A 15856-nucleotide genomic window follows, 5' to 3' on the forward strand; every position below is an offset into this window, starting at 1 on the left:
CTCACCTACAGACCGGCCCCGGACCCGAAACTCATCGGTGGGTCCGGGGCCGGTCCGTGTGCGGCCGGTATTTCGCCCGTTCGGCCTACTTGGCGGGCTCCGCGCCCATCGCGAGCATCCGCTCGACGACGCGCTCGGTGGCGCCGCCGTCGTCCAGGTCGCAGAACTCGGCGCGGAACGCCGCCCGCGCCTCGGCGTACTCCGCCCCGAGCGCGTCCGCGTTGCGCACGGCCTCGATCAGGCTCGCCGAGTCCGCCAGCAGCGGTCCCGGTGCCTTCGCCTCCAGGTCGAAGTTGAAGCCGCGCAGCGTGCCGCGGTAGTGCTCCAGGTCGTACGTGAAGAGCAGGATCGGCCGGTCGGTGTGAGCGAAGTCGAACATCGCGGAGGAGTAGTCCGAGATCAGCACGTCGGCGACCAGCAGCAGGTCGGCCGCGTCGGGCCAGCGGGACACGTCGACGACGAACCCGTCCCGGACGCCGTCGCGGACCTGCTCCGTCACGTGGTGGTGCCCACGGACCAGCAGGACGTGGTCCTCGCCCAGTTCGCGGCGGGCCTGGTCCAGGTCGATGCGCAGGTCGAGCTTGTAGCCGCCCGAGAAGCCCTCGTTGTTCTCACGCCACGTGGGCATGTAGAGGACGACCTTCTTGCCCTCCGGCAGGCCGAGACGGCGCCGGACCTCGGCGATCCGCTGCGCGTCGGGCCGCACCAGCGCGTCCGTACGCGGGCTGCCGGCCTCGATGACCTCACCGTCGTAGCCGAGGGCGCGCTTGAGGAGGGGCGTGGCGTAGGAGCTCGGGGAGGCGAGCAGGGTCCACTGGGCGCTGTCGTGCGCCAGCCCCTCCAGGATCTCCGGGCTCGTGTAGTAGTCGTGCACGAAGTCGTGGCCGATCTGCTTGATCGGCGTACCGTGCCACGTCTGGACGACGACCTGGCCGGTGCGGCGCTGGAAGCGCTGCGGCACGTTGTCGTTGGTCACGAAGTAACGGGCGCGGGCGAGCACCTCCCACGACTCCACGCTGCCGTACTGCACGGCGCGGGCGGTCGCGGGGACCTCGGTGTGGCCGTCGCGGACCAGCCAGATGTGCTCGAGCTTCTCGCCGCGGCGCACCAGTTCCTCGTGGATGGCGCGCGGCGAGTCGCCGGCGGCCTGCCCCTGGAAGGTGTCGTAGACGACGATGTCCTTGACCGGCAGGGCACGCTGCGCCGGGTAGGTCTCGAAGCGGGTCACGCGCTGCGCGTAGTTGGAGCGGTCGTGCGGGCTGAGCAGCGGGTCGCAGACCAGCACCATGCGGTCGTGGAAGCGGGTCTCGACCCGCATCCGGCGGCCCTGCACGGTGAGCGGGTGCGGACCGGCGAACAGCAGGCCGGGGCCCATCTGTACGGGGGCGCCGCGATCGACACCGAGCAGTCCGGCGGTGGTTCCGCCCTGGGCGGTCGGGCGCAGCGTCGGCCACCAGCGGCCCTCGGGGAGCGTGGTGCGACCGGCGTACGCCTCGGGGAGCACGGGCCGGAAGACGGCCTCGAAGGTGGCTCCGTCGCGGGTCACGGGGTAGCTGAACTCCACGCCGTGCGCGTTGTGCAGCACGAGTTCGTACGGCTCGTCGGTCGGCGCGACGAACCGGCCCCGCAGGGTGACGGTGCCGTCCTCGGCGGTGACCTCGTCGACGAGCGGCGGGGAGGGCTGCACGGAGAGGGTCAGGTGGCCGGTGTTGCCGCGCTTGGCGAAGAGGGAGCGGTCCGCGTCCTCGCCGGGCAGGGGCAGGACCAGGCCGTCGAAGCCGCCGCGCTCGTCGTGGACCATGCGGTGCTCGGTGCCGTCGGGGCCGATGACCGAGAGGCTCCAGGGCTCGGGGGTCCACTCGCCGGGCTCGCACGGGGCGTCCGGTACGGCGGCCAGATCGGCCAGCGGCACGCGGGCGGTGAACGAGGCCCGGTCGGCGCCGGACGCGGCGGTCTCCAGCGGGAAGGAGAGGACGGTGCCGGTGGTGACGTGGACGGCCTGCAGGGCCTTGGATCCGATCGCCTCGGCGGAGAGTTCGCCGGTGATCTCGACGGCGTCGTCACCCGCCGCGTGGACGTCCAGGGCGCGGGCGCGGGCGATCTCCACCTGGATGGTGAGGGCACCGGAAACGGCCGGGACGATCCGGACGTCGGGGGCCACCCAGTGCGGGGGCGGGTTCTGGCCGGTGTCGTTCTCCCCGCCCCGCAGGCGGGCGCGGTGCAGCCCGCCGGCTCCGGTGACGGCGATCGACGTGGTCCATATGCCCTGGTTCCACTTGCCGCCCGACTGGAACATCGAGGGGTCGACGACGGCCGTGAAGCCGGCCCAGTCGGCGTGCCGCAGGGCGAGGTGCGGGGCCTTCACCGTGGCCATCGGGGAGGCGACGGTACGGGTGCTGACGACGGAGCGGCGACGCTTGCCCCCCTCGCGGAAGACCAGCACCTTGCGGGTGCCGAGGCGGCTCTCCGCGCCGAGGTGGCCGGGGAGGGCGTAGCCGCGCAGCAGCAGCTTGCCGTCGACCCAGGTGGCCTGCTCCAGACGGCTGACGACGCGGCGCTCGCGCGGGCCGAGGGTGAGGATCTTGGACGGGACCGGCGGACGGCCGTGCAGGAAGGGGTAGTCCGCCTGCGGGCGGGCGAGGCCCTTGACCGGCACGCTGTAGCTGTAGTCGCGCTGGTGGTGCTGGAGCGCGATGAAGTCCTCGACGCGGCCCTCGCCGGCCAGGTACGCCTTGAGCCGGTCGGCGACGGTCAGGTCGGACCAAGGGCCGGTGCCGATCTCGCGGACGAGACCGCCGACCTCCTTGACGAAGGCGGCGCGGAAGTCGGGGCCGCCCTCGCCGACGTACTTGTAGATGAGCGGGAGTTCCTCGCTCAGCACGTTGTGGTCGTAGTCCCGCAGGTAACGGGCGTACTTGGCGCCCTGCTTGGCCTTCAGGGACTCACGGACCAGGCGTACGGACTTCACGCGGTCGATGAGGGAGATCGGGTCGGTGGAGCGCTGGGTGATGGAGCGCTCGCCGGTCTCGCGCACGCGCCAGTGGTAGACGCAGTCGCTGATGATGTCGACGCTGGAGGCGAAGTAGTGCGCGGGGATGCTGACCGGGGCGTCCTCGTAGAGGATGCCCTCGGGGTACTGGAAGCCGTGCCGGTCCCAGAAGCTGCGCCGGTACACCTTGTTCCACGCGGTGCGGTCGGTGACCAGCGCCGGGAACTTCGAGATGTGGGTCTTCAGCTGGGTACGGGCGAAGGCGGCCCGGTGTCCCCAGGACTGCTGCATGCCGACGGAGCGGAATCGCTTCACGTTGCCGCCCGCGAAGTCCGAACCCGTCTCGTCGAGCGCGTCGATGAGCCGCTGGTAGGCGTAGTCGGGCATCGTGTCGTCACTGTCGACGAAGGCCAGGTACTCGCTGTCCTTGTCGGCGTGACGGGCGCCCACGTTACGGGCCGCGCCGAGGCCTGCGTTGTCCTGCATCACGACGCGGAAGCGCTTGTCCTTGGCGGCGAACGCCTTGGCTATGACGGCGCTGGTGTCCGTGGACCCGTCGTCCACGAGGATGGCCTCGAAGTCTTCGAAGGTCTGGGATGCGATCGATTCCAGGCACTCGTCGAGATAGAGCTCTACGTTGTAGACGGGGACGACGATACTCAGGCGCGGCGGCATGGGTGGCGGTTTCTCCAGCGTTTTATGCTTTGTCGATGATCAGCTGCTCACAGCATCCTACTCTGTAACAGAGTCATAAACTCCACACATATGGGGCATACGAAGCCAACCGCCAAGGCGGACGGCAAAGAATTCAGCCGTCCGCCACTTCGGCGATGCGGTGGGAGGCGGCCCGACCGTGCCCGGCGGGCCCGGTCAGACCTCCAGGTCGGCCTCGATCTTCTTCAGTTGATGGCGGGCCATCGCGAGGTTGGCCCGCTTCTTGTCGAGGGCCAGATAGAGGAAGAAGCCCGTGGAACCACGGCTCTTCATCAGTCGGATCAGGTGGTACTGGCCGCCGAGCGTGATGAGGATGTCCTCGATCTCGTCCTTGAGGCCGAGCATCTCCATCGTGCGGACCTTGGCGCGCACCACGTCCGTGTTGCCCGCCGCCGCGACCGCCAGGTCGAGGTCCTTGCCGCCCCCGATGGTGCCGAGGGCCATGCCACTGCCGTAGTCGACGAGCGCGGCACCGATCGCGCCTTCGATGGTGGTGGTGGCTTCCTTGAGCGCGGTCTCCACATTGACCATGAGAGGGTCCTCTTTCTCGTTTCACTGTGACTGGGTTGTGAGGGGAACGTGACTGGCTGTAGCGGGATGTGGCGGTGACGGAACGCGGCGGACGGGTCGGGCTCGGCCGCCGGTCGGAGCGCGCGTCTCACCCGGGTGCGGCTCCGGGACCCCGTCGCCCGAGGGTGTGGTCGATCAGTTCGGCTATCCGGAGACTGGAGCGCCGGGCCTCCAGGTGGAGACGGCCGACGTTGACGCGCGGTTCGGCGGTCAGGGTGAGGACCGCCGCCAGGCCGGCCGCGTAGGTGGCGACGTATCCGTCCTCGCCCCGCACGAGCAGTTCGCGGAACGCGCCCTGGCCGGTGCAGTCGCTGAGCCGCTGGGCCACCCCGAGGGCGGCGGCGGTCAGCGCCGCGACGGACTCGGCCTCGGCGGCCGCACTGTCCTGGGCGAGCACGAAGCCGTCGGCGCTCGCTGCCAGGGCTCCGGTGAGCTGAGGTACCCGGGCCCGCAACCTGCGGAGCTCGGCGAGTATCTCGGCCTCCGCCTCGGGGGGCACCGTACTCATGTCGGCCTTACTCCTTTCGGGCTGCCTACGCTCGGAGCGGTCGGCGCGCAGGGCCGGTCGCAGCGGGAGCCTCACAGACTTGCCTCCAGTGCGTCGCGTAACCGGCGGAGCAGCGCCACGTCCGGGGATTGGGCCTCGGTCATCCAGTCGGGCAGGGGTGCCACGGCCGGCGGCGGGGCCGGGGTGTGCGGGGTCTCGACCAGTCCGGCCGCCGCGAGGCGCCGTACGTCGAGCAGGGTGTGGAAGGCGGGTCGGCCCAGGACCCACGCGAGGTCGGCCGGGGTGCGCAGGCCGTCGGCCCGGCCCAGCAGGGTCCGTTGTCGGGCGGTGATCGTCTGGCCGGGTGCGGCCGCCCGGGGTACGACCGGGGAGGTGTCCAGCAGGGGGTACGGCCAGACCGCGTCGAGCAGGTCCCGGCGGCGCCGGGTCTCCCGTTCGACGGCGGCCGCGGGAACGGAACGGACGGATCCGATCCAGTGGGTGGCTCCGCGGCGGAAGCGGGAGGGCCCGCTGCCCGGGGAGAGTGCGAAGAACGCGGCGTCGAATATGGCGGCGAGGTGGCATATCTCCAGCTCTCCGCCGGCGAGCCCGCCGCTGTCCACGAGGAAGCGCGCGACCTGGCGGCGGGCACCGGCCCGGTCCACGGCCTCGCGCCAGCGTTCGGGGGCGAGGCCGCCACCGGTGGTGAGCAGTACGTCGAGGCCGGGGGTGGCCGGGCTCTCCGCGTGCACGATGCGACCGTCCTCCAGGAAGAGGGTGCCGCGGTCGCGGAGCAGTGCGCCGGTGGCGCGCTCCGCGGCGAGTCGGGTGAGGAGGGGGGAAACCGCGGCGAACGCGTTCGGGGCCGTGGCGGTGGCCGGGAAGGTCATCTCAGTACCAGCCCCTCCGCCAGGGCGCGGAGCCTGTGGCGCGCCAGAGCGAGATTGCCGTCGGCGCGGTCGAGCCACAGGTGCAGGAATACGCTGCTGTCGAAGCTGGTCTCGACGAAGCGCAGTACGTGGTATCCAGTGCGGGTGGTGACGATCAGATCCTCGACGGGCGGGCCGGCCGGTAAGCCGACGGACGGACCGGCGGAGGGAACGGCTCCGCCACCGTGTGCCGGGTCGGTCCCCGCCGGGGCGAAGGACTCGTACTCGGCGGCCGCCCGGGCCAGTTCGGCGGTCTCGGCGGCGGTGGTCTCATGGTCGCCCACGGGCGACTCCCCCGCGGTGCCGAGGGCCAGTCCGCTGCTCCAGTCGACCAGCGCGGCCCCCCGCGCACCAGGCAGGGCCATGGCTTCGAGCAGGCATTCGTCGATCCCGGGCACGCGGGCTCCCCTCCCGGCCGGACGTGCGGGGTGCACGGTTCGTACGGCGCGACAGGAGGGAACTTACTCAAGTTCCACTGTACGAAAGGGCGTTCTGGCATTTTCCGCTGGAACATGCCAGGAAGGGTGCGAGAGCTTGGCCGGAACGCGTCGGAATTTGATCACGAAGCGAGCGGGAGATCGTCCGCGAGCCGGAAGGACCCTCCCTCGCGCAGCACATAACCCTCGTGGCTGAGGGTGCGCAGCAGGTGGTAGACCGTGGGTAGGGGGATCCCGGTGAGTCGGGCGAGCCGTTTCGCCGTCACCCCGCCTTCCGCGGACATCGCCTCCAGGAGGCGCAGCGCGCGCTGCACGGAGCCGATCAGGGTGGGTGTGCTGTCCTTCGAACTGTGGTCGGTGCCCATGTCTGGTCCCCCTGCTCCGGTACGAGGCCTGGCAAACCCATCAAAGTGGCTGACCGGGCGCAAAACCAGCGGACTCGCGTAAACCTGAGCATAAGATCACCGCCGCCCGCCTCAGCGCGTGCAGGTGACGTAGGCCGGGAGCGGGGTGTCCGCGATCAGGTGGCGGGGCAGGGACAGGCCGAAGCGGCGTTCCACGACGGCGAGCGCTTGGCGGTCGCGGTCCGCGTCCGGTTCCCCGGGCGGGCGGGCACACGCGCCGTCCGGGGTGAGGATCCCGGCCGCGATCAGCTCCGGGAGCAGGAAGTCCGGCCGGTGGCCGCCGCGCCAGCACTCCTCGCCGAGGCCGAAGCAACAGATCAGTTCGCCGTCCCGGGCGTACGCGAACTGCTTGGGCGGGTGGTCGGGCTGCGGGTCGAGGTGGACGGCCTCGACGCCGCCCCGGGAGACCTCGGCGAGCCGTTCGGCTCCGGCCGGCTGACCGTGTTCGACGGCGAAGGACCAGCCGCCCCACCTGCCGACCCGGGCCACGCCGTCACCGTCCACGGTCTCGGTGACCATGCTCCAGGCGTCGAGCGCGCCCAGCGGCCCGGGGCGCACGCCCGGCAGCGCGCCGAGCCGTGCGGCGAGTTCGTCGGGGCCTATGCCCCGGGCGAAGGTCAGGCCGGCGAACCACTGGTCCCAGTGGGCCAGCCACCTGATCCCGTCCGCCACGTCCTCTGCGATGTCCGCCATGTCCGCACTCCCCACGGTTTTCCCACCCCGCCGGTGCTTGTTCACCGGCACGATAGTCAGTCCGCGGTCTTCTCCGGGAGGAGGCGCTCGACCATCGTCCGAATGAGCCCCTGCGCCGGGTGCGCTTCCAGCATCGCGGGCGCGGTCAGGTCGTCCACGCTCAGCCCGAGCATCGCCAGGTACATCAGGACCACGCCCTGCCGGTCCCCGGGCAGGCCCGCGTCCAGGTGCCACCTGATGTTGGCCTCCAGCTCCAGGGCCTGGAAAGACGCGAGCTCGGTCCGGAGTTCGGGGCGCCGGGTGCTCTCCAGCCGCAGCTCCAGCATGGCGATGTGCACGCTGCGCTCGCGCCGCATCCGGTCCAGGAGCCGGGTGAGCAGGACCTCGGTGTCCAGCGGGCCGGCCAGGTCCGCCGGGTCCGGGACCAGCCGCTCCCGGGTGCGGTGCAGGATCTGTACGAGCAGCTGGGAGCGGTTGGCGAAGTAGTTCGAGGCGGTGCCCGTGGGCACACCCGCCTCGGCGTCCACCGCGCGAAGGGTCAGGCCGCGCGAGCCCTCGCGCGCCAGGACTTCGATGGCGGCGTCGAGCAGTGCGGCGCGGCGCTGCGGGTTCTGGCGCATGGGCGGGTCCCTGGGGGGGTGGGTGGGGCACATCGGGTGAGCACTGCACGTGCAGTGATTCGCACACGGTAGCGGACGTGCCCGGTCCGGGCCCTCCCCACCGCCCCCTCACCCGTGTCAGGCTGCGCGTCATGGAGCGGATCATCGAGGAGATACGCGAGGACCTGTCCCGCCGGATCGCCGTCGCGGCGGACCGGCTCGCCGACCGGACGCTGGCCGAGGACCCCGCCTACGCCGCCCTGCTGGGCCGGGCCGAGCTGCGGGAGCGGATCCACGACACCCTCCGCCAGGCCGTCGAGGGGCTGCTCCGCAGTTCCCGGGGCCTGCCGGTGGAGCTCGCCGACGCCCGGGCCGTCGGCACGCTCCGTGCCGAGCAGGGCCTGCCGCTCGCCTCCCTGTTACGCACCCACCGCCGTGGCGGCCGGCTGCTCTGGCAGTGCCTCACCGAGGCCGTGACCGCGCACGACCGGACGGCGTTGCCCCGGTTGCTGCCGGCCGCGTCCGTCCTGTGGGACGTGGTGGACCGGATGACGGATGCCATGGCCGAGTCGTACCGCCTGACGGCGGCCGCGGACGGCGACCGGGACCGGGAGCGCCGAGCGGCTCTGCTGGACGTGCTGCTCGACGGCGCGGACGGACCGTCGGCGGCGGCCGAGGCGGCCGCGGCGCAGCTGGGCCTGCCGGAGCGGGGCCGCTTCACGGTGGTGGTGCTGGCCGCCGAGGCGGCCGGCGCCCCGCCCGCCCGGCCCCCCGCGCCGGCCGCGACCGCCGGGTCCGGGGCCGCCTCGGCCCCGCGGGTGCTGTGGCGCTTCCGCGCCGACGGGGAGGTCGGCGTGGTGGAGCTGGGCCACCATCCGCTGGAATCCGTACGGGACCTGCTCGCGCCGCTCGGGGCGCGCGCCGGGGTCGGCCCGGTCGTCGCGGCGCCGGCCGAACTGGCCCGGGCGCACCGGCTGGCCGTCCTGGCGCTGCGCACCGCCCCCGAGTCGGAGGGCCCGCGTACCGCGCTGCTGGACGAACGGCTACCGGCGGCGCTGGTCGCGGCCCAGGTCGAGCTCGCCGGCCGACTGCGCCAGGTGGTGCTGGGTCCGGTGCTCGCGCTGCCCGCGGAGGACCGGCGGACCCTGCTGACCACCCTGGGCACCTGGCTGTCCTGTCAGGGCTCGACCACGGACGCCGCGCAGCGGCTGTACTGCCACCGCAACACGGTCTCCAACCGGCTGCGGCGCGTGGAGCAGCTCACCGGCCGCTCCCTGTCCGACCCCCGGCACGTGGTGGAGCTGGCGCTGGCGCACTCGGCGGTACTGCAACGCGTCGAGGCGGAACCGGTCACCCGTCCCGCCGCGCCGCGTTCGCGGACCTCGCGGACTCCAGGAGGTACGGCACGTCGATCACCGCGACGCCCGGGGTGAAGAGCAGCCGCGCCTTCAGCCGCAGGGCGTTCTGGTTGTGCAGGGGCTGCTCCCACCAGTGGCCCACCACGTACTCGGGGATCACCACCGACAGCATGTCCGTCCCGGGCGCCGCGGCCAGGTCCTCGACGTGGGCCATGATCGGGCCCACCACCTCCCGGTAGGGCGAGTGCAGGATCCTCAGCGGCAGGCCGGTGTCGTGCCTGGCCCAGGCCTCGCGCAGGCGGGTCGCCTCCTCCTCGTCCGCGGCGACGGTGACGGCCGTCAGGGTGTCGGGGCGCAGCCCTTGCGCGTAGCCGATGGCCTTGAGCGTCGGGGCGTGCACGGCGGCGACCAGGACCAGGACGTGGTGGCGTGCGGGTCTGCGGGGGCCGGCGTCGGGGGCGACGGCGACCTGATGGGCGACCTGGTCGTAGTGGCGGCGGACGCCCTTCATGCCGAGGAAGAGCAGGGGCATGGCGATGACGACCAGCCAGGCGCCGTGGGTGAACTTGGTGAGCAGGACGATGACCAGGACCAGGGCGGTCAGGGCGGCACCGACCGCGTTGATGGCGCGCCTGCGATGGATGTGGATCCGCTCCTCGCGCGGGGTGGCGGGTGAGGCGAGCACCTTCTTCCAGTGCCGGACCATGCCCGACTGGGAGAGGGTGAACGAGACGAAGACGCCGATGATGTAGAGCTGGATGAGGCGGGTCAGTTCGGCGTCGAAGGCCACGATGAGGGCGATGGCGGCGAGCGCGAGCAGGACGACGCCGTTGGAGTAGACGAGCCGGTCGCCGCGGTTGAAGAGCTGGCGGGGCGCGTAGCGGTCCTTGGCCAGGATCGAGGCGAGCATCGGGAAGCCGTTGAAGGCGGTGTTCGCGGCGAGGATCAGGACGCCCGCGGTGACCGCCTGGAGCAGGTAGAAGAGGAAGTGCCAGGTGCCGAAGGTGGCGCGGCCGATCTGGGCGAGGGCGGTGGAGGTCGGGGTGCCCGGGGGCAGGCCCAGTTCGGTGGGGTCGGCCGCGACGTGCACCTGGTACGACATGGCCAGGGCGGTGATGCCGACGAACATCGTCACCGAGAGCACGCCCATCGCGGCGAGCGTGGTCGCGGCGTTCTTCGCCTTGGGCTTGCGGAAGGCGGGGACGCCGTTGCTGATGGCCTCGACGCCCGTGAGGGCGGTGCATCCGGAGGCGAAGGCGCGCATGGTGAGGAACACCAGGGCGAGTCCGGTGTAGGTGTCGACCGGGGTGATCGGGAGGTCGGCGGACTCGGCGCGGATGGTGTCGCCGGTCCCGAGCCGTACCGCGGCCACGGCGAACATGAGATAGATGACCAGGACGAAGCCGTAGGTGGGGACGGCGAAGACCCGGCCCGACTCCCGTACGCCGCGCAGGTTCATGAGGGTCAGCAGCACCACGAAGGCGACGGACAGGACCACTGCGTGGTCGCTGAGCGAGGGGACGGCCGAGGTGATGGCGGAGACGCCGGAGACGATGGAGACGGCGACGGTCATCACGTAGTCGACGAGCAGGGCACTGGCGGCGGTGAGCGCGGCGGTCTGCCCGAGGTTCTCGGAGCTGACGACGTAGGCGCCGCCCCCGCCCGGGTAGGCGTGGCAGGTCTGCCGGTACGAGGCGACCACGACGACGAGCAGGAAGACGATGGCGGCGGCCGCGTACCAGGTGAGGTGGAGCAGTGCGACGCCGCCGAGGGCGAGGATCAGCAGGATCTCCTCGGTGGCGTAGGCCACGGAGGAGAGCGGGTCACTGCAGAAGATCGGCAGGGCGAGTCTTTTGGGCAGCAGGGTCTCGCCCAGCCGGGCGGTGTCGAGCGGTTCGCCGACCAGCATGCGTTTCGCATTGATACGCCTCATTCAGGCATAATGGTGTATTTGATTCCCCTATCAGCCCTTCTGGGGCTTGTGTCACCTGGCAAGGTCCTCGGCACGGTCCTCGGCAAGGCCCTCGGCCCGGTGCGCGAGCCACAGGTCGTACCGCGCGCTCGGGGACTGCAGCAGGGAACGCTCCAGGAGCGCCTCGATCCGGGTCAGCCGCTTGCGGGCGCCGGGGACGGAGACGCCCATCGCGGCTGCCGCCGGGCCGAGTTGGGCGTCGTGCGCCAGCCAGACGCGCACCGTGTCGCGGGCTCCCGGCGGGGCGTCGGGACCGGTCAGCCCGTTCAGATGGCCCCGGGCCCATTCGGTCAGGCGCGGGTCGCGCAGCACCTCGTCGAGTCCGGGGGCGTGCTCCGGGCTCGTACCGCTCGCCCGCCCCGCGCCCGGGGTCAGCCGCAGGGCCAGTGAGAGCGCCGCCTGGTCGGGCAGGCGGGCCAGGTCCAGGCCGAGCAGCACCTCGATCAGGCGGAGCCGGGCGGCCAGGGTGTTGCGGTGGATCCTGAGCAGCCGGGTGGCGTGCGAGGCGAAGTTCAGCCAGGCCTCGGCCGTGGCGCGCAACTCCTGCCCACCCGGGTCCTGGGGGCGTCGGGGCTCATGGGTGTGCAGGGGGGCGAGCAGGGCCCCGGCCCAGCCGGCCCCCGCCTCGTGCGCGGCGAGCGCCAGCTCGGGGCCGGGGCCGAACCGGGCGTGGCGTTCCTCCCGGCCCCGGGCGACGGCCAGCGCGTGGAAGGCCTGGGTGTAGGCGACCGGGGCCTCGCTCAGGCGCATCTCCCCGCTGACCCCGACCGTGCAGTCCGGGGCCGCCTCCACCAGTGCCCCGGCCAAGGGGCGGCCCGCGGCGGGGCCGGTCGGGGCGAGCACGATGAGGTGGCGCACGTAGACCGGGCAGCGCACGATCCAGGCCCGGCCGTCCGTCAGTTCCCGGCACAGAGCGCCCACTTCGGCGAGCCGGCCGGCTGGGCACTCGACGACGTACAGGCGCAACGGGTCGGGCAGTGCGGGGCCGAGGGCCCCGGCGATCTGGTGGGCGGTGGGGAGCAGGCCGCTCATCAGCAGGCGCAGGACGGCCTCGCGGGTCCGCAGCTCGGCGCGTCGGACCCGCTCCTCACGTCGTTCGGCCTCCTCGGCGCGCAGGACGAGGGCCAGCGGCACGGCGGCGTCCGCGAGCAGTGCGGGCGCGCCCGGGTCGTGCGGCCGCTCCAGTACGGCGGCGAGTACGGCGGCCGGCGCGCGCGGACCGTCCAGCGCGAACAGCAGCGTCGCGCGGTCGCCGTCGTGCAGGACCGCCGACCGTACCCCGCGGGCGGTCAGCTCGGCGGCGCCGCGTACGGCGGCCTCCGGCACCCGCCCGTGCTCCGCTTCGGCGTCCACCACCCCGACCCATCCGCCGAGGTGGGCGGCGAGCCATTCCAGGAGCGCGGCCGATCCCCCGGCGTGGGCGAGCCGGTGCACCTTGAGGACGTCGTCGGACCTGGACACGGCGGCATTCAACCACCTGTCGCACACTGTGCACAGTGATACCCGTCCCGCCCGGTCACCGGGCGAAGAGAACCCTGCCAACGGCTCGGCCGGCGCCTACATTGGGCGACGAGCGGCAGGGTCCCGGTGGCTTCGATGCGATCGGACACGGGGGAGGTCCCGGGATCCCGCCCTCACTCACATCTTGCGCGCCGCGCTGCGGATGGCCTCCCGGATGCGGAAGTAGGTGCCGCAGCGGCAGATGTTGGCGATGGCGTCGATGTCCTCGTCGGTGGGCTCGCTCGTGCGTTTCAGCAGGGCGACGGCGGCCATGATCTGACCGGGTTGGCAGAAACCGCACTGGGAGACGTCCTGTTCGAGCCAGGCCTCCTGCACGGGGTGCAGGTCGTCGCCGTTCGCCAGGCCCTCGATGGTCGTCACGGACCGGCCGGCGCACGCGGAGACGGGCACCACGCAGGGCCGGATGTCGGCGCCGTCCAGGTGGCTGGTGCACGCCTTGCAGACGTCCACCCCGCAGCCGTACTTGGGGCCGCGGACACCCAGCATGTCGCGGAGCACCCACAGCAGGGGCAGCTCGTCGGGGGCGTCCACGGTGACGCTCCGCCCGTTGACGGTGAAGGTGTGCGAGGGCACTGCGTACTCCTGGATCCGGGGCTAGCGGGGGTAGGGGGTGAAGTCGACGTCGAAGTCGAGCGGGAAGCTGCGCGGTCGGGAACCGGTGGCCCTGGCCCAGGCGTTGGCGATGGCGCCGACGGCCGCGGGCACTCCGAGCTCGCCCGCGCCACCCGGTTCCTCGCCGGTGGCCGGCAGCACGAAGACGCGGACGTCGCGCGGTGTGTCGCGCTGCTGGGCCCAGTGGAACTGGCTGTAACTTCCTTCCAGGGGAAGGCCCTTGTCGAGGTGCAGTCCGGCCCGCAGGGTGGTGGAGATCGCGTCGGTGAGGCCGCCGATCATCTGCGCCTCCAGACCGCGCGGGTTGACCGGCAGGCCCACGTCCACGGCGATGACGGCCTTGGTGACGCGGACGCGGTCACGGTCGCGGGTGTCGATCTCGACGAGGCACGCGGTGCGCGACTTGTACTCCTCGTGGAAGGCGATGCCCTGCGCGCACCCGGCTGCCATCGGCCGTCCCCAGTCGCCCTCCTCGGCCACCTTGTCGAGCACGGCGCGCTGGGCGTCGGTCTTGAGGAAGGTGCGCCGGAACCGGTAGGGGTCCCGACCCGTCCGGGCGGCGAGTTCATCGACCACGATCTCCTCGGCGCCGCGCGTGTTCGCGGAGTAGACCGAGCGCCAGGAGGCGGTGGGGATGCCGGTGGGCACCTCGGTGAGGGCTTGGGTGGTGAGTCCGAAGTGGTACGGGGACTTCACCGTGGTCAGGAAGAGGGTCTGGGCGAGGGTGGCGTTGCCGATGCCGAGCGGCAGACCGGCCGCCGAGGCGGTGATGATCTCGCCGAGGCCGTGCCGGAAGTCGGTCTCGGCGGCGGCCACGCGGTGCTCGAAGCTGAGCACCTCGCCCAGCAGGTGGGTGGCGCGGATCTTGTGATGGGTCGCGGGCCGCATCCGGCCGTGCCGGGTGTCGTCCACGCGCGTCCACATCAGCCGGACCGGGCGACGACAGGCCTTGGAGATCCGGGCGGCCTCCAGGGCCGCGTCGAAGAAGAGCCGGCGGCCGAAGGAGCCCCCGGCCTGGACCACGTGCACCGTGACCTCGGACAGCGGTAGACCCAGCTCGGCGGCGATGGTCTCGCGGGCCACGATCGGGGACTTGAGCCCGGACCAGATCTCGGCCCGGTCCTCGCGTACGTCGGCGATGGCGGAGTTGGTCTCCATCGGGGCATGACTGACGAAGGCGAAGTCGAACTCGGCGTCGACGTACGGGGTCAGCAGGGGCGGGACGAGCAACGGCGGGGTCGCGGCCCTCAACCTGGCCCGGATCTGCTCGTCGGACAGCTGGTCGGCCGGGCCGGGGCCCCAGGTGACCTGGAGGGCGGCCTTGGCGTCGATGGCCTGACCGAAGGTCTCCGCGACGACGGCGACCCCGGTCGGGACGGTCACCACGTTCAGCACACCCGGCATGGCCCGGACGGCGGCGAGGTTGGTGACGCCTCGAACCGTGCCGCCGAGGGTGGGCGGCCTGCGCACGACGCAGGGTTTGGCCCCGGGCACGTCGAGGTCGAGGGTGTACCGCAGGGCGCCGGTGACCATGGCGCGCGCGTCGACGCGGCCGGTGGGCCGCCCTACGAGGGTGTGCCCGGCCCGCTTCTTGGGGGTGGCGCCGAGGACGACCAGGCCGGGATCGGCGGCGGCCGCGGCGAGGTCGCCGTAGTCGGCGGTGCGGCCGTCGGGGGCCCGGACGGTGCCGCCGGAGGTGGTCAGCGCGGCCGGGGCCAGGCTCCAGCGGCGGGCGGCGGCGGCCACGAGGCGGGCCCGGGCGGTGGCGGCACACTGGCGGACGGGCCCGTAGAGGGAGCGGACGGAGTTGGAGGATCCGGTGAGTTGGTTGAAGAGCAGCTCGGGCCGGGCGTCGTCCAGCTCCACACGGACGTCGGACAGCGGAGCGTCGAGTTCCTCCGCCACCAGCATGGCCACGGCGGTGGTGAGCCCTTGACCGACCTCCTCGCGCGGCAACCGGAAGCGGATGGTGCCGTCCGACTCGACGGCGAGCGCCAGCAGGGCGGAGGTGGGGGCGCCGGCCAGGATGAACAGGTCGCCGAGGTCGACCAGGTCGGCGATGGCCGGCAGCGAGGGCACCACGGCCCGGGCGGTTTGCGGGGCGAGCGCGTCGGCTCCGGCCCGGGTGACCAGGGCCAGGGTGGGTGCGGCCACGAGGTAGGTGAGGAAGGAACGGCGGCTCTGCCCCGTGGCGTGGTTCTGCCCGGTCATGTCGTGGTGTGTCCCCAACTCTGCGTGGGCCCGCCCGCGCAGACCTCCCCCGGCTCATTACCGGCACGTAGGGTAGCGACCCCGCAGGGCGTTGGAAAGCCTCGATCACGCCGCGTCACCTCCACCGACATCACTCTTTCGGGGGTATCCGGAGGGCCCGCCTTGATCCGTCCTTTACGCGATTCCGATGGCGGGTCGGGCTCGTACAGCTCGGCCGTACGATCGAGCCACAGCCGCCGGATGGCCTGATTCCAGCCGCCGCTTCCGGGGCGGAACCACCCGGACCGGCCGAGGCCCGTGCACCGAAGCGGAGTTCGCCTGACCGGATTCGTTCGCACGCTCCGAGCGCGCCGGAAGGCC

General features: G+C 72.5%; 12 protein-coding genes and 1 pseudogene. 1 reads left to right on the forward strand and 12 read right to left on the reverse strand.

Annotation, left to right across the window (positions count from 1 at the left end):
- Positions 1–85: 85 nt before the first annotated feature.
- The 8 genes and pseudogenes from ACGFYY_RS06315 to ACGFYY_RS06350 form a co-directional block, all read right to left on the reverse strand.
- Entirely contained in the window at positions 86–3664 is a 3579-nt protein-coding gene (locus ACGFYY_RS06315; RefSeq protein ID WP_393707371.1) for a CDP-glycerol glycerophosphotransferase family protein, read from the reverse strand.
- 195 nt (positions 3665–3859) lie between these two features.
- Positions 3860–4234, reverse strand: a complete 375-nt coding sequence (locus ACGFYY_RS06320) for a hypothetical protein (protein WP_030758398.1) — start codon at positions 4232–4234, stop codon at positions 3860–3862.
- 127 nt (positions 4235–4361) lie between these two features.
- Positions 4362–4781, reverse strand: coding sequence for a roadblock/LC7 domain-containing protein (locus ACGFYY_RS06325; RefSeq protein ID WP_365272634.1), 420 nt, complete (start codon positions 4779–4781; stop codon positions 4362–4364).
- A 71-nt stretch (positions 4782–4852) separates the two neighbouring features.
- Complete coding sequence (locus ACGFYY_RS06330; protein WP_365272631.1) at positions 4853–5650, reverse strand: transcriptional regulator; 798 nt, start codon at positions 5648–5650, stop codon at positions 4853–4855.
- Positions 5647–6087, reverse strand: a complete 441-nt coding sequence (locus ACGFYY_RS06335; RefSeq protein ID WP_365272628.1) for a hypothetical protein — start codon at positions 6085–6087, stop codon at positions 5647–5649. The genes ACGFYY_RS06330 and ACGFYY_RS06335 overlap by 4 nt, the downstream gene beginning before the upstream one ends.
- A gap of 188 nt (positions 6088–6275) precedes the next feature.
- Positions 6276–6491, reverse strand: a pseudogene (locus ACGFYY_RS06340) (helix-turn-helix domain-containing protein); the annotation flags it as partial.
- 111 nt (positions 6492–6602) lie between these two features.
- Positions 6603–7223: a DUF6461 domain-containing protein gene (locus ACGFYY_RS06345; protein ID WP_393707372.1), complete on the reverse strand. Its 621-nt coding sequence runs from the start codon at positions 7221–7223 to the stop codon at positions 6603–6605.
- A 56-nt stretch (positions 7224–7279) separates the two neighbouring features.
- Positions 7280–7843 (reverse strand): TetR/AcrR family transcriptional regulator, encoded by a 564-nt coding sequence (locus ACGFYY_RS06350; protein ID WP_393707373.1) that lies wholly within the window; start codon positions 7841–7843, stop codon positions 7280–7282.
- A gap of 131 nt (positions 7844–7974) precedes the next feature.
- Here ACGFYY_RS06350 and ACGFYY_RS06355 point away from each other — a divergent pair, with 131 nt between their 5' ends.
- The gene (locus tag ACGFYY_RS06355) at positions 7975–9255 is read left to right on the forward strand and encodes a PucR family transcriptional regulator (protein ID WP_393707374.1); all 1281 of its coding nucleotides are present in this window, start codon (positions 7975–7977) and stop codon (positions 9253–9255) included.
- Here ACGFYY_RS06355 and ACGFYY_RS06360 read toward each other — a convergent pair.
- The 4 genes from ACGFYY_RS06360 to ACGFYY_RS06375 all read right to left on the reverse strand — a co-directional run bounded on the left by ACGFYY_RS06360 (position 9173) and on the right by ACGFYY_RS06375 (position 15496).
- Entirely contained in the window at positions 9173–11113 is a 1941-nt protein-coding gene (locus tag ACGFYY_RS06360; RefSeq protein ID WP_365276806.1) for an APC family permease, read from the reverse strand. The two genes, ACGFYY_RS06355 and ACGFYY_RS06360, sit on opposite strands and share 83 nt — an antisense overlap.
- A 51-nt stretch (positions 11114–11164) precedes the next feature.
- Positions 11165–12613, reverse strand: coding sequence for a helix-turn-helix domain-containing protein (locus ACGFYY_RS06365; RefSeq protein WP_393707375.1), 1449 nt, complete (start codon positions 12611–12613; stop codon positions 11165–11167).
- A 177-nt stretch (positions 12614–12790) separates the two neighbouring features.
- The gene (locus ACGFYY_RS06370) at positions 12791–13246 is read right to left on the reverse strand and encodes a (2Fe-2S)-binding protein (RefSeq protein WP_393707376.1); all 456 of its coding nucleotides are present in this window, start codon (positions 13244–13246) and stop codon (positions 12791–12793) included.
- A 21-nt stretch (positions 13247–13267) separates the two neighbouring features.
- Positions 13268–15496 carry a molybdopterin cofactor-binding domain-containing protein gene (locus ACGFYY_RS06375; RefSeq protein WP_393707377.1) on the reverse strand — a complete coding sequence of 743 codons (2229 nt, stop codon included), beginning with the start codon at positions 15494–15496 and terminating at the stop codon, positions 13268–13270.
- Between the last annotated feature and the right edge of the window lie 360 nt (positions 15497–15856).

Source organism: Streptomyces sp. NPDC048331 (genome assembly GCF_043201215.1).
GTDB lineage: Bacteria > Actinomycetota > Actinomycetes > Streptomycetales > Streptomycetaceae > Streptomyces.

What these genes read in the sequence shown, in the direction of transcription:
- ACGFYY_RS06355 (WP_393707374.1), top strand. Translation starts at nt 7,975, where the DNA reads ATGGAGCGGATCATCGAGGAGATACGCGAGGACCTGTCCCGCCGGATC.
- ACGFYY_RS06320 (WP_030758398.1), bottom strand. Translation starts at nt 4,234, where the DNA reads ATGGTCAATGTGGAGACCGCGCTCAAGGAAGCCACCACCACCATCGAA.
- ACGFYY_RS06315 (WP_393707371.1), bottom strand. Translation starts at nt 3,664, where the DNA reads ATGCCGCCGCGCCTGAGTATCGTCGTCCCCGTCTACAACGTAGAGCTC.
- ACGFYY_RS06325 (WP_365272634.1), bottom strand. Translation starts at nt 4,781, where the DNA reads ATGAGTACGGTGCCCCCCGAGGCGGAGGCCGAGATACTCGCCGAGCTC.
- ACGFYY_RS06360 (WP_365276806.1), bottom strand. Translation starts at nt 11,113, where the DNA reads ATGAGGCGTATCAATGCGAAACGCATGCTGGTCGGCGAACCGCTCGAC.
- ACGFYY_RS06375 (WP_393707377.1), bottom strand. Translation starts at nt 15,496, where the DNA reads ATGACCGGGCAGAACCACGCCACGGGGCAGAGCCGCCGTTCCTTCCTC.
- ACGFYY_RS06345 (WP_393707372.1), bottom strand. Translation starts at nt 7,223, where the DNA reads ATGGCGGACATCGCAGAGGACGTGGCGGACGGGATCAGGTGGCTGGCC.
- ACGFYY_RS06350 (WP_393707373.1), bottom strand. Translation starts at nt 7,843, where the DNA reads ATGCGCCAGAACCCGCAGCGCCGCGCCGCACTGCTCGACGCCGCCATC.
- ACGFYY_RS06330 (WP_365272631.1), bottom strand. Translation starts at nt 5,650, where the DNA reads ATGACCTTCCCGGCCACCGCCACGGCCCCGAACGCGTTCGCCGCGGTT.